Origin of the sequence: Verrucosispora sp. SN26_14.1 (genome assembly GCF_004307965.1) — a bacterium.
Lineage (GTDB): Bacteria > Actinomycetota > Actinomycetes > Mycobacteriales > Micromonosporaceae > Micromonospora.
Genome location: NZ_SISL01000011.1, coordinates 17,123 through 30,208 on the forward strand (window position 1 = coordinate 17,123; position 13,086 = coordinate 30,208).

A 13,086-nucleotide genomic window follows, 5' to 3' on the forward strand; every position below is an offset into this window, starting at 1 on the left:
CACGCTACCCAGGGGGTGCGACAAGCAGGCCCTGTGGAGGCCAGGGCTGGCAGGTCAGCCGATCAGGGGTGGTTGTGAGGCGTGGCGAATGATCACCACGTGGTGGCGTGCCCGGGTGATCGCGACTCGAAGGAGCCGCCGGCGAGACTGAATGTCGTCCTCTTTACTCGTGTGATCGATGAGCTGGTCATTACCGAACCTGGTCTCAGCGATGACGACGCCATCGAACTCCTTACCTTTTGATTTGTACATGTTCATGAAGGTCGTGGTCGCGGCCTCATCGGAGGGAATTGCCTCGATCATCCGGTTCGCCAAAACTCGACGCACCACCGCTGCCGCGTCTAGGTACGTGGTGCCGTTCCACGCGTCAGTGAGCGCCCAAGCGATCGCATCGGTTGCTTTCAGTAACCGGATGAGGCGGGCCTTGCCGAAGATTTCTTTCAACTCGTTGGACCCGCTCAATCGGGCGCGAGCGAGTTGCCAGTCCTGTACTGGACTACCGGTGAACTGGATTCCGTTGGAGCAGGCGGCGGCGACCGCCTTGACGGTTCCTGATCGGACCTTCGCTCCGGCAGCGATGTCCGCTAGCGCGCGCTCAAGAACTGCGGCCTTCGCTTTCGCTCCGGGCGTCTTGGTGGACTTCACACGGTAGAAGTTGCAGATGAGTTCCACCGTCGCGGTGAGTGCCTCGTCTGGGTCGACGCCGGGCCATTCCATAATCGACGCGACCACGTAGGCGGACGCGGATGCCAGGTCCTGGTCGAGGTTGAGTTCGTGGTCCACAGCCGGGTAGGGGGTCCCGTCGATCTCGATGTCTGTCGCCGCTGCCTCCGACAGTCGACCGACGAGCGAATTGGTCGGGGCCAGAACCGCGATGATGGGCTCTCTGCCCAGTTCCTTACGCAGATGCTGGCGCAGCGCGATCAGGTACTGATGAGCCAGTACCTCTACTTTCCGGTAGTTGTATGTGGCGTAAGTAAGGTTGTCCGGCACCGGGATGCTGGGGTCATTCCGCAGCACCGCGTTCGCGTATGCGAGCAGGCCCTGCCCAGGGCTGCGGTGATTGTCCTTGGACAGGTCGAATGACTTCGGCTGCAGGGTGTCGATGGCGTGTTGGATGCGCTCCTCGTTGACGCCAGGCAGGTGGTCGTAGATGCGCTGATCGGGGTCTGCGAGGCAGAGAATCGTCGACGTCGCGCTCAGCGCACGGATCGCTCGCCACTGGTCGTCGTTGGTGTCCTGGAACTCATCCACGATTACGACCGGGTATGCGTCGCCGTAGAGAGCGGCGAGGATAGGGTAGCGCTCGAAGAGGTCGGCTGCTGTGCAGGCCAGCAGGTCGAACACGTACTTGCCGTCGGCGGCCAGCCGGCGGGTTTCGGCAGCCCAGTCGCCCTCGAACGCCGCCTGCATCTGCTGCTCTTGGTCAGGGGTGATGAAGGACGAAGGCTTGCCGGTTCGCAACCAGCCGTGGCTGCGCACGATGTCCATGAAGAAGGCGTGGAACGTGCGAACCTCCAACCGCCGTCGAGTCTGCCGGTTGAGCACCCCTGCCATCCGGTCGGTGATCTGCCGTACCGCCGCTCGCGAGAAACTGAGGAACAGCACAGACTGTTCCGGCTTGAGGGCGGGAACGACCTCGCGTGCTTTTAGTAGGGCGATGGTCGTCTTGCCGCAGCCAGGGCCTCCGACGATAAGCAAGTGACCCGATGCCGCGAGGATGTCGAGTCGGGGATGATCAAGATTCATCGGCGGCTTCGTTTGCACCATCGGTCGCCGTTTCGGTGGCCGTCTTCTCAGCCAGCACCTGGTTAATCTCCATAAGGAAATCGACGACTGTCGCCGGAAGATCCGCCTGGGTGCGGCATTCTCCAACGAGTAAAGGCGCGTAGCCATCGAACGATCCCTTGCGCTTTTTCAGCACGTGACGGGTGTGGTCTCTGACGGCTTCCTCGCCTGCGCTGGCATCCAGGATGCCACACTCCTGCGGATAGTCACTTCTGGTGCTGACGGCAGTACAGAACCGGCGTTGAATTTCGACCGGAATCTCGTTGGTCAACAGCTCTTCGATGCCCGCATAGCCGATCACCCGGTAGATGGTGAAGTCGGCGGTCTTCGAGGTCTGTTCGGCGGTCAACGGGCTGGTCGGCGTGTCATGAATACCGAACACAGGCTTGCCCATCGCTGCGAAGACCGGCGCATACAGCGGCACCGACGTGTCCCCGCCGGCGTCGAACAGCGAGATGCCCGTCAGGTCGAGGTGCTGATAGTCCGACGTCGGGTCCTGCTCAAGGATGTCGGCGGCGACCCGCAGGGTGGCGAGCTCAGTGGCTCCTTCGACGACACAGACCGCGCGTGCCAGGACCGCCTCGGCGAACTGACGCTGGTTGGTCCAATACTTTTTGATCTTGTAATCGGCTGGGAGAGTAACCGGCCAGCTGGTTAGCGTCCCGGCGTCGTCGCGGGCCACGGTCACCACGTGGTCAGGATCGAACATCTCTATGACGTAGGGCGAGTGCGATGTGACGATCACCTGGTCCATCTCGTCGAGCGTGAACCGGACCAGCCTGCGCTGGGCATGTGGCGGGAGCGCAATCTCCGGCTCCTCCATCGCGAAGATAACTGACTGGTCCTCGGTCAGTTGCGCGATGTAGGTGAGTAGTGCGAACACCAGAAGGTTCAGTGATCCGGTGCTCAGCCGGTTGAACGGAACCGGGTACGTGCCCGGCTGGGTCGACACGAACAGCCGCAGGACTTCGCGCAGATGTTCACGGGTGAGATCGGATACGTGCACGTCCACAGCCGCTGGATGGTCGCTGAGGTTGATGAACTGGCTGACGAGTTTGCGGACCTCGAGGCGGATCTTTGCGAAGCCCGAGCCATCCCCGGTGACCACTACCTGGTCCACATCGCGAAGCGCCCGCTCCCACAGCGACGCGTCGGTGCCCTGCGCCTCAAGCCGCACGATCGTATCGATCAGTGATCCCCGTTGGAAGCTGAGCGCTCGACTTCCCGTGCGATTGGCGCGTAGGTAGATGAACCCGCACATTCGCTTGTCCTCGCGCTTGAAGGGCTTGAGACCCTGTCCTAGGTCACCCTCGAAGTCGGCGAAGCTGTCGACAACAACCTCCGGGTAGGCGAAGAAGGTACCTGCGGCGAAGTCGTCCTCCTCGGGATCGAAACGACCGATGAACACCACCGGCAGACACCAAGCACCCGCCTCCGGCCCCGGCCCGGATGGTTGCAACGCAGCGACGAGGTCCTGAGCCCCTCCCGGCGCGGGTGCGGGAGGCACCACGACGTTCAGTAGGTCCTGCGAGGTCGCAGACCAGACACGCAGGTGACTGCGGAAACGGCGGGTCGCCTCTTCGGAAAGATCCGTCAAAATCACCTCGATCCTGATTTCTGGAGTGGTCCCGTCGGGCAGCAGATATTGGCCAGCAAAGAAGTCGTGCTCATCGATGACTGGTCGGCGGGTCATCCGCTCCGGGCCCAACACGAGGTCGAGGGCGTCGCAGATCGTCGACTTGCCGACACTGTTGCCGCCGACGAGCAAGGAGTGGCCCTCAAGTAGCACCGTGCCACTCTTCGCGCCGCGGAAATTTTGGAACGTGATGCGGCTTACCTTCACCTGCGCTCCTTGAGGGCCGACCATGCGGTCCGGCCAGTATGGGTCAAGCCCTGGGCGAGCGCGATGCCCGTCGGTCCTACAACAGGCACCTTTGGCGGTTCGTGGCCGGCACCCCTACCCCTCATCCGGCAAGCTTGCATCGGAGCGCTCTTGACACATCGTCACCGCCGTGAAGCATGCTTCGCGCCGACCGTGCCGGCGGCAGACCCCCATGACGGCGGGTGACCCAGACTTTTGAATCCTCTGGACTGGTGGTAGGCCGCGAGGGCTGGCGCGGGTTGACTCATCGGATCATCCGTCGATCCAACTCGCCGACCTCGTAGCGGGGGCAGGACGCGCAGTGGCGCACTTCCATGAAGGCCTGACCAGCTCCACCGCAGAAGTCGGCGCCGCACTCGCAACCAGCGTTGCACCGCTCATCACACCGCACAGCCTGATCGCGTACGACGAGCCCGCCCACTTCTCCCGGCCAAAAGAGTTGAGGGGCCACCCGCCTACAGGCTCGTAGCTCGCAGACAGCCCGATCCTGTTCGGTGTCAACGCCGTTCAACCTTGGCCCCTCCGGGACTGCACCCGGTTTGGTTGACTCCTGACCTGTGAGGATGCGTTCCTCGCTGGAAGGATGTCTGTCATGCCGAAAGCGTTTCCGCCGGAGTTCCGTCGTGACGTGGTCGCGGTCGCGCGTAAGGGCGAGGCGCCGTTGCGGCAGATCGCGAAGGACTTCGGGATCTCCGAGGGCTGTCTGCACCGCTGGCTCAAGCTCGCCGATGTCGAGGACGGTGTCCGTTCCGGGGCCACCAGCAGCGAGTCAGCGGAACTGCGAGAGCTGCGTCGGCGTAACAAGCTTCTGGAGCAGGAGAACGAGATCCTGCGGCGGGCGGCGGCGTTCTTCGCCCGGGATATCTCCCCAAAATGATGTACCCGCTGGTCGGTGACCTGGCCGCGGACGGGATCCCCGTCGCGGTGACCTGCCGGGTGTTGGGGTTCAGTAAGCAGGCCTACTACGCATGGCGCGCCGAGCCGGTGTCGCGACGTGACGTCGACGACGCCCATCTGATCAACGCCGCCCTGGACATCCACCACGATGATCCGGCGTTCGGGTACCGGTTCATCGCCGACGAACTCCCCGCCCACGGCATCACCGCCGGCCCGAACCGGGTCGCCCGGCTGTGCTCACAGCAGCGCATCTGGTCGGTGTTCGCCAAGCGCAAGGGGCTCACGCGGCGGGCCGGGCCGCCGGTGCACGACGACCTGGTGCACCGCCGGTTCAGCGCCGACGCCCCGAACCGGCTGTGGCTGACCGACATCACCGAACACCCCACCGCCGAGGGCAAGCTCTACCTGTGCGCGATCAAGGACGTGTACTCCGGCCGGATCGTCGGCTACTCCATCGACACCCGGATGAAAGCCTCTCTGGCCGTCGCGGCGCTGTCCAACGCGGTCCGACTACGCGATCCGGCCGGCACCGTGGTCCACTCGGACAGGGGCAGCCAATTCCGGTCTAGGAAATTTGTGAAGGCATTGCACCGCAACGGATTGGTCGGCTCGATGGGCCGCGTCGGCGCCTGCGGCGACAACGCCGCGATGGAATCGTTCTTCGCCCTACTGCAACGCAACGTCCTGGACCGGCAACGCTGGAGCACCCGCCACGACCTGCGCCTGGCGATGGTGACCTGGATCGAACGGACCTACCACCGCCGACGACGGCAACAACGCCTCGGACGCCTCACCCCGATCGAGTTTGAGACAATCAACCAGCCCACACACCCGACCTGAACCACTCAACCCCGCGAGTCAACCAAACCCGGGGCAGTCCCAGGCCACCCTTGCCCGAGCGGCCCAGGAAGCTATCTTCGGCCTGCCCGATACACACCTGCTAGACCCCGGGTAGACGCACCAGAGGAAAGGAGTGGAGGAAGGCACCGTGCCCGAGAAGGTGATCACCAACAAGGTTCTCTGCTACGTCGTGCGGGAAGGGCGTCTGCTCGTCTTCCGCCACACCGACTTCAGCTACGAGGAGGTGGGCATCCAGGTGCCCGGCGGCAGCGTCCGCCCCGGTGAGGACCCGGCGGACGCGGCGCTGCGCGAGGCCCGCGAAGAAACCGGACTGACCGGCTTCACCGTCGTGCGCAAGCTGGGGGAGATCGAGTACGACATCAGCCCGCTCCGCTTCGAGATCCAACGTCGGCACGTCTTCGAGCTGGCGCTGCACGGGCCGACGCCCGAGCGATGGGCGAGCCAGGAAGACCACGACGGCGAGCAGGAGCCCACCCTGTTCGAGTGCTTCTGGATACCGTTACAGGCCGCGCACGTCCTGCAGGCCGGCCAGGGCGCCCTCGTGGGCCGGCTGGTCGAGTGACCAGGAATCCGATCAGAGTCGACCATCCTCCTGATCCTGCACACGCCCGTGCCGAACTCGCTCAAATTAGCAAGAATGTGCGAATGATCCGGACAGTCGCCGATCTTCTGCACGAGCTCATGCAGCGGGAGGCAGTCAAGCTCGACGAAGTTGCAGTCAAGCACGGACCGACGATCGGCGACATGTACGAGGGCTTGACCCAGCATGTGCTTAGCAGGGCGGTTCCCAGCGAGTTCGGCCTCCGGATAGTCTCGGGATTCATCGAGGACGGGCTCGGTTCTCTGTCGGGCGAGATCGATTGTATGCTGGTATCCGGCAAGGGTAAGGAAATCCCGTATACCGGAAAGGGTGTTTGGCACACCAAAGATGTGATTGCCGTCGTTGAGATTAAGAAAAGTCTGTACGGGCAGGACTTGGCCGACGCTTTCAATCATCTTGCGGACGTAAAGAGCGTCGAGCGCAGGTATATCGACTCCGGCCAGGCCGACGAATCTCGGGCACCTGACTTAACGCTCGTTTATCGCGCTTTCGGTCAGATCACTGGGAAAACCATCTCTAGCTTGCAGGATCTCGCCCGGTTGCCGCTGGCCGATCGAGCCGTGTTCAATGCTCTGGTCAGTGAGCGCTTGGGGTCCATCCGAGTAATCTTCGGCTATCGAGGATTCCGCAGCGAGAAGAATTTTCGTGACTCCCTGCACGAGGTCATCCAGCGAAAGTCCGGAAAGGCTGGGCTCGGCATAGCCGGCTTCCCGCATCTCGTCGTTTCGGGGAAATATGCGCTCGTAAAGGCGAATGGGCTGCCCTACGTTTCCCTCGCGGCACCGCCAAAATGGCACTTCTACTGCTCAACGGAAGCATCTAACCCCCTGGCCTTTCTGCTTGAGCTCATATGGACCAGACTGGGTGAGGACTATTCACTCGGGGGTCTCTGGGGTGAGGACCTAGAGGAGGACGTCATGCACACGTTCCTGTCTGCCCACGCCAGGGTGATAGACGGGCGTCCGACGTGGGAGATCACCTATCATGACTGGCCAAAGAATGTCCTGCAGTCGACATCCGGCCTCGTTAAGCGGTGGGAGCCGGTGTACCTGGACAACGAGCAGGCCGCCGTGTTCAGTGCGCTCCTTCGCGGGAACGAAGTTGACGTCCGACAGCCAGAGCTGCTTGCCTTCCTCGCCGAGCGTCAAGTGGATACCGACCAGTTCATCGCCAGCCTGCTTGCCACTCAGCTCGTTGCGTTGAACGGCACGCGGATCGAGTTGATAACAGAATGCTGCAAAATAATTCCGCTTCCGGACGGTCACATCGTTGTTGCGGACGACAACACAGGTCGGCTTACCAGATGGGCCAAAGCGAAGTACGGTGACGGATTCGACACGGAGCCCCGTTCCTAGCCGGGCCCCTCAGCCAGCGGTGGAGCCGGAGCGCATCTCAACCGACCCAAGTGCCAGGCTTGCAGCGCTCGGCAGGTCAGGACGCTGCGCCGTGTAGGCTTCGGGCCGCAGTGCGTGGCATACGGGCGTCTGCAGCGTCCAATCGCGAATTTAGCTACTCGATCGCTGTGGCGTCGGCAACCGCGCGGTGGACCACTGCCGTGTTGGGATCGCGGGAAGATGAGCAGCAGTCGTCGTCTGAGAGACCGCCGTAGATCCCCGAAGCCTCCTCCTCGGTCGAGCACCGCTCAGGTCTGCTTCCATCCATCCGATAGCCAGCTCGAGCCGCAAGCACCCGTTGACCTGTCTGGAAAAGAACCATAGTCTAGCAAGACGTGTGTCACCTCGCGCAGGCACATAGATCACTTCTGAGAGCAGAGCATTAATTCGTGCTGACAGTGCTTGTAACTGCATAGCTTAGTGGAACGACCGTAGGTTCCTCTCGTTCTCGGCGCAATGGCATCTAGCCGTTTCTGTTGTCATTAGATCAATGAGGCCGAGGCAACCAGTAGGTCAAGGGTGGAGGTTGAAGTCGACGATGCGGCCGAGTGAGACGCCGACTGGAACGCGATGGCTGTCGAACTTCACGCCCGAAGACCGACCTACAGCTTCCCTACTAGTCAACAGCCTTCACTTCGTCTCAGCGGACATGTTCCGACTAGAACTGGTCACGTTCCTTGCCGAACGACTGGCGACCGGTGAAATCGAACGTCCCGCAGCCCTCTTCAGTGTGAAGCCAACTAGGCCCCACGACGTGATGTTCGAAAAAGAGCCTGAGTCGCCTGCCGTCAGTGGAGGCAGTTCTGCCTTGGACGTGGTGACGCCAACTGTTTGGAGTGGGGCGGGCGAGGCCGGCAGCGAGTATGTGGTTCAGAATATTCTGCGAGATGTCAGACGGCTGAGTCCCGGCACTGTTTTCGATCGCGCTACCTCCCTTGAATACCTTCGAAGTAAGCGGGTGCGGAGCCTGGTCTTCGTGGGGGATTATTCCGGTTCCGGGGAAGAGGCGTGCAAGTACGCTGCGGCCTGGGCTCGGAACCGTCATATTCGCAGCTGGCGCTCGCTCCACTTGGTCAATATTCATCTAGTGCTGTTTGCGGCCTCCAGCTTCGCGCTCGGGAAAATTCGCCGGTCTGGCTATATCGACCACGTCTGGCCTGCGTTGTACGGAGTGGATTTTGCGGCAGCCCACTGGGCCGATTCTGAACGGCAAGCAATTCGCGATCTTTGCGTAAGGTACGCCCATCATCCCCATGAAGCGTGGGGACGTTCGAGCAGCGGTGGGCTGTTCGTGCTGCCGCACACCGTGCCGAACAATCTTCCAGGGATCCTTCGCCAAACGAAGGGGCCCGCCACCGGCGGCCATCGGCCGTGGGCGCCGTTCTTCCGCGGCCGAATCTTTCCGGTCGAGCTGCAGGCGGAACTGTCTGGCTATCGGCCCCAGTACGACTTGAACAAAGTTCTGGCCGAACTTGGTCAGTTGCGGCTTGCCCGAGCAAGGCCGAAGCACGGGCAGGAGCGGAAGGCGGCCGACGCCATGCTTGCCCTACTTGCCCATATTGCGGCGGGCTACCGGGCGACTGAGAAGCTCGCTCTTGGGATAGGTCTACCGATACACGATACTCGCGATCTGCTTGCTCTGGCTCGGAAGTGGGGGCTTGTGGACAACCTTCCACGTTTGACGGAGCAAGGCTGGCAAGAGCTGCGGGCCGCGAAGAGGAGACCCCGCAAGGTTAGGTTCGAGCTTTCGGGAAGCGACGACTTCTACTACCCTCAGCAGCTTAGGGGGAGTCGGTGACACCTAGAGATGTCGGTGGGGCTTGCTGGGCAGGCTGCATCGACGCAGATGGCCCGCAAGGCGGGCCAGGCGGATGGCGTTGCCGATCCGCTGTGGAGAAACCTCCGAAGCGCATGCGGCGCGAAGCCCAGGCTTCTCCTACGTGGGCCTGGGGCGTGGGCTTCGCGACCCTGGCGGGATGGCACCAAAGGTAGATGTCAACCGACTCCCCCGCCGCCTACCAACGGATCGGCCGCCAACGCGGGGTACCGGACGTTGTCGTCGAAGCTGCTCTGGAGCAGATCCGTCGAGTTCGTGCCGTCAACCTGACACCAGTGCTGAGCCTCAAGCACCTGGCCCACCTGACCGGCGCGTCCTACATCTACTTGCGCGAGACGGTGCAGCGAAAGCGGGATCCTTACGTCGAGTTTTCCCGTCCAAAGAGAGCGGAGGGCCAGCTTCGGACCATTTCCGCCCCTGATCCACCCCTCATGGCAGTGCAACGGTGGATTCTGCAAAGGATCTTCAGCAGGCTGCATCCGCACTCGGCGAGCTACGCCTATCAAGCCGGGCGGTCGGCCAGGCAGTGCGCCGAACAGCACCTTGGTGCCCGATGGCTTCTGAAGTTCGATCTTCACTCGTTCTTTCACAGCATTAACGAGCGGGCAGTCTTCGGCATTCTCGCAGGACAGGGGTACAACCGTCTTGTTTCCTTCGAGATTGCCAGATTGTGTACTCGCTATGCGGGTCACGTACGCGGCCTAAACTTCAGTAAGTTTAGAGCGACCGCAAGTTGGCCCCACCACTTCACGATTCCTTCCTACAGCGTCCCCTGGCTTGGCTTCCTGCCCCAAGGTGCGCCAACCAGCGGCGCCATCGCCAACATGACGGCCCTCCAACTAGACGAGTTGCTTAGTGATGTGGCGGACCGCTACGGCCTGGTCTACACGCGCTATGCCGACGACCTGACATTTTCAACGGTTGGACGGTTGGCCCGGTCAGCAGCGCGCCGATGCGTAGGCGAGGTTCAAGCAGCCACAGCTCAGGCTGGCTTCCAACTTCACCAGCGTAAGACCCGCGTTGTCCCACCTGGATCTCGGAAGATCGTTCTCGGGCTGCTGGTCGATAGCGATTGCGTGCGACTGCCTGCTGACGCCCGCTCGCGATTGGAGACTCACGTAAGAGGCGTGGCACGTTTCGGACTTGTTGCCCACGCGCAACACTGGAAATACAACTCACTGACCGGCTTAATCCACCGGGTCGATGGTCTGTTGGCCCATGCCCGCGATGTGGACCCCCTCTGGGTGGCCCCCCTCTGGCGGTCATGGAACGACGCGCTCGAAGCGCAAGGTTTCAGTGACGTTGAGTTCAGGCAGTGGTCCTAGCTTAAGGGCTCCCGACCGCCGGGCGTGCCGCCCCCGAAACAAACACCGGTGGGATGACACCCGCTCATCGGCTATGAGCGGACGCTTGGTGGAGCCGCCGTAGTCGGTATGACGGCGGGGTCCGAGCGACCCCGGGGTGAGCGCTCCGTGGTCCTCTGGTGGCGATGCCGAAGGTCGGAACCTCCTTGATCTTCGATGATGTGCGCCGTGTGTGCTCTCCAGCGGATGCCAACCCGGGTGAACCGGTGCCAACACGGGTCAACGCGGCCGACCGCCAGTCGCAAACCGGGGTTCGTGTGCTCGAGCTGTGGTCCTGGGCTGGGAGAACGGCGGTCCGGGGAACGTGGGTGAACGTGGGCCACTCCCTGCCACCCCAGGTGAACGCCCAGGTCGCTAGACTAGGCCCTCGCGCCCTCGTAGCTCAGGGGATAGAGCATCGGTTTCCTAAACCGTGTGTCGCAGGTTCGAATCCTGCCGGGGGCACGCAGGCAAAACGCGCCTTTCTGATCTAGGTGTAGTTGGGGCTTGGGGTCACCGGCCCCTCGAACATCGTCACACTGCCCTTCGGGCGCGTCGAGCAGCCGTTGAGCGCCCCGGCTTGCCCGCTACTGCGGCTTCGGTCCCGACGGTAGGTCGCTCGCGATGACGTCGACCGGCACCACCACGTTCTCGTGGTCGGTGCGTACCTTCTTGCCGGAGAACGCCCCGGCCTGGCGCAGGAGCCCCGCCCACACCGGGTCGGAAGTTCTGCCCGCTGTCGGAGGATGAGGGCCGCGATGTCCTCGGGTCGCAGCCGGGAGTCCAACGACGCATGCATCTGGTCGATCACGTCGTGGTCGATGACGCGTGCCCCATCCGGGGATGAGGCGAACGCGCCCCACCTGCGGGGAGTCCGGTCACGATCGCGTCGACCAGCGCTTCCAAGCCGGATCGGAGCTCGTTCTCTGGCCGGTCGCCGAGGTGGATGAGGAGATCGGCGCGTACGGCGGCGAGCAGCGCGTGGGCGAGGTACGGCGCGTCGGCGGTTCCTCGGGCGGCGGCGACCAGCGCGGTCAGCACCCGATGCCACCGCTCGTAGTCGTCGGTGCCGTACGGGCTTCCGCGTCCTGCCTTCTCCAGGCTCAGGGCCAGGGTCCGGTTGCGCAGTTTGAACTGCTGCGCCGCGTACAGCAGGGCGAGAACCCGGTCGCGAAGTGGGCCGGGCCCCTGCTCTGCGGTGGTGAGGGCGGTCACCAGTTCCTCGCCGCGTTGTCGCCACAGCGCGGCCATCAGCCCGGCACGGTCGCCGAAGCCACGGAAGAGGGTGCCCTTGCCGACGCCTGCGGCGGCCGCGATGACGTCCATGGACACCTGGTCCGGGTCGGTGGCCTCGTCGAACAGCCGTCCGGCGACGGCTAGGACCGTCTCGCGGTTCCGCGCCGCGTCGCTACGCATCGAACCCCCACTCGATAAGCGGACTGGCGGTCCGCTATGGTGATAGCGGACTGATGGTCCGCATCTTACCGAGGAGGTGCCCGATGGGGCCGAGACAGACCGTGCAGCGCGCGTTCGACCTGCTGCTCGACAAGGACATGTCCGGGACTGGCGGGATTGCTGGAACCCGGCGATCGCGGCGGAACTGCCCGGCGGTGGGCTGGTGACCGCATGAGCGCGCTCGTCATCGGAGGCACCGGCACCACCGGCAGCCGGATCGTCGCCCGGCTAGCCTCCATGGGTGTGCCGGCCCGGGTGGCCAGCCGCACTGCCGGCACCAGCGCCGCCGATGGCCCAGCCGTCGCCGGTCAGGAGCGGACCTACTTCGACTGGTACGCCCCACAGTCGTGGGACGCGGCACTGCACGGAGCCACCTCGGTCTACCTCGTACCGCCGATCGGTGCGCTCGACCCGGCACCGGTCATGGTGTCCTTCCTCGAACGGGCGCGCGACGCCGGTGTGCGACGGGCCGTGCTGCTCGGTTCGTCGGCGATCTCCCGGGGAGGCGAGGACCTGGGCCGGGTCATGACGGAGATGCCCGGCCTGATCGAGACGTCGGTGGTGCTCCGCCCCTCGTGGTTCATGTCCAACGTCCTGGGTGCCCACATCCATGCGGCGACGATCCGTGAACAGGGCGAGATCGTCACGGCCACGGGGGACGGCCGGATCGCGTTCGTCGACCCGGACGACATCGCGACGGTGGCGGTACGGGCGCTGACCGGGGAGCCGACGGTGACCGGGGAACTCGTGCTGACCGGCCCGACTGCGCTCACCTGGGACGAGGTGGCCGCGCTGCTGAGTGAGCGTCTGGGACGACCGGTCACGCATCGGGCGGTGGGCGTCCCGCAGATGGCCACCCACCTGGCCGAGCGAGGATTGCCGGTCGACTTCGCGCGCCTGCTGGCGGAGTTGGACGCGGGAATCGCCCAGGGTGCCGAGGACCGGGTGACGGACGTGGTGGAACGTCTCACCGGTCGCGAGCCGAGGGACTTCCGAGAGTTCCTGTCCGGTTATCTGCCGTAGGTGCC

11 protein-coding genes and 1 tRNA gene are annotated in these 13,086 nt (G+C 63.6%); 8 read left to right on the plus strand and 4 right to left on the minus strand.

The window, feature by feature from the left end; all coding sequences use genetic code 11:
* Window positions 1-54: 54 nt before the first annotated feature.
* Both EYA84_RS02515 and EYA84_RS02520 read right to left on the minus strand, forming a co-directional pair.
* Window positions 55-1,749, minus strand: a complete 1,695-nt coding sequence (locus EYA84_RS02515; RefSeq protein WP_131051372.1) for a UvrD-helicase domain-containing protein — start codon at window positions 1,747-1,749, stop codon at window positions 55-57.
* A complete protein-coding gene (locus EYA84_RS02520) occupies window positions 1,739-3,631 on the minus strand; it encodes an ATP-dependent endonuclease (protein WP_131051359.1) in 1,893 nt (630 codons plus the stop codon). Before EYA84_RS02520 ends, EYA84_RS02515 begins: the two co-directional genes overlap by 11 nt.
* 631 nt (window positions 3,632-4,262) lie before the next feature.
* Here EYA84_RS02520 and EYA84_RS02525 point away from each other — a divergent pair.
* The 6 genes from EYA84_RS02525 (at window position 4,263) to EYA84_RS02550 (ending at window position 11,068) form a co-directional block, all read left to right on the plus strand.
* Window positions 4,263-5,407, plus strand: a protein-coding gene (locus EYA84_RS02525) for an IS3 family transposase (protein ID WP_131051360.1) whose coding sequence is annotated in 2 segments (ribosomal slippage) — window positions 4,263-4,536 and window positions 4,536-5,407 — 1,146 coding nt in all. Because the reading frame shifts where the segments join, the coding sequence is not laid out codon by codon here.
* A 148-nt stretch (window positions 5,408-5,555) separates the two neighbouring features.
* On the plus strand, window positions 5,556-5,990 hold the full coding sequence (locus EYA84_RS02530) for an NUDIX domain-containing protein (protein WP_131051361.1): 435 nt from the start codon (window positions 5,556-5,558) through the stop codon (window positions 5,988-5,990).
* Between the two features lie 83 nt (window positions 5,991-6,073).
* The gene (locus tag EYA84_RS02535; RefSeq protein ID WP_131051362.1) at window positions 6,074-7,384 is read left to right on the plus strand and encodes a DUF6602 domain-containing protein; all 1,311 of its coding nucleotides are present in this window, start codon (window positions 6,074-6,076) and stop codon (window positions 7,382-7,384) included.
* A gap of 688 nt (window positions 7,385-8,072) precedes the next feature.
* Window positions 8,073-9,221 (plus strand): hypothetical protein, encoded by a 1,149-nt coding sequence (locus EYA84_RS02540; RefSeq protein ID WP_131051363.1) that lies wholly within the window; start codon window positions 8,073-8,075, stop codon window positions 9,219-9,221.
* 194 nt (window positions 9,222-9,415) lie between these two features.
* The gene (locus EYA84_RS02545) at window positions 9,416-10,585 is read left to right on the plus strand and encodes a reverse transcriptase family protein (protein WP_131051364.1); all 1,170 of its coding nucleotides are present in this window, start codon (window positions 9,416-9,418) and stop codon (window positions 10,583-10,585) included.
* Between the two features lie 410 nt (window positions 10,586-10,995).
* Window positions 10,996-11,068, plus strand: a tRNA-Arg gene (locus tag EYA84_RS02550).
* A gap of 122 nt (window positions 11,069-11,190) precedes the next feature.
* On the opposite strand, the gene EYA84_RS33820 is transcribed toward EYA84_RS02550, so the two are convergent.
* On the minus strand, window positions 11,191-11,319 hold the full coding sequence (locus EYA84_RS33820) for a hypothetical protein (RefSeq protein WP_255446591.1): 129 nt from the start codon (window positions 11,317-11,319) through the stop codon (window positions 11,191-11,193).
* A 91-nt stretch (window positions 11,320-11,410) separates the two neighbouring features.
* Window positions 11,411-12,019 carry a TetR/AcrR family transcriptional regulator gene (locus tag EYA84_RS02555; protein ID WP_131051365.1) on the minus strand — a complete coding sequence of 203 codons (609 nt, stop codon included), beginning with the start codon at window positions 12,017-12,019 and terminating at the stop codon, window positions 11,411-11,413.
* An 83-nt stretch (window positions 12,020-12,102) separates the two neighbouring features.
* Between EYA84_RS02555 and EYA84_RS33825 the strand changes: the two genes are divergently transcribed.
* The gene (locus EYA84_RS33825) at window positions 12,103-12,225 is read left to right on the plus strand and encodes a hypothetical protein (protein WP_255446592.1); all 123 of its coding nucleotides are present in this window, start codon (window positions 12,103-12,105) and stop codon (window positions 12,223-12,225) included.
* 4 nt (window positions 12,226-12,229) lie between these two features.
* Window positions 12,230-13,081 carry an NmrA family NAD(P)-binding protein gene (locus tag EYA84_RS02560; protein WP_131051366.1) on the plus strand — a complete coding sequence of 284 codons (852 nt, stop codon included), beginning with the start codon at window positions 12,230-12,232 and terminating at the stop codon, window positions 13,079-13,081.
* Window positions 13,082-13,086: the final 5 nt, after the last annotated feature.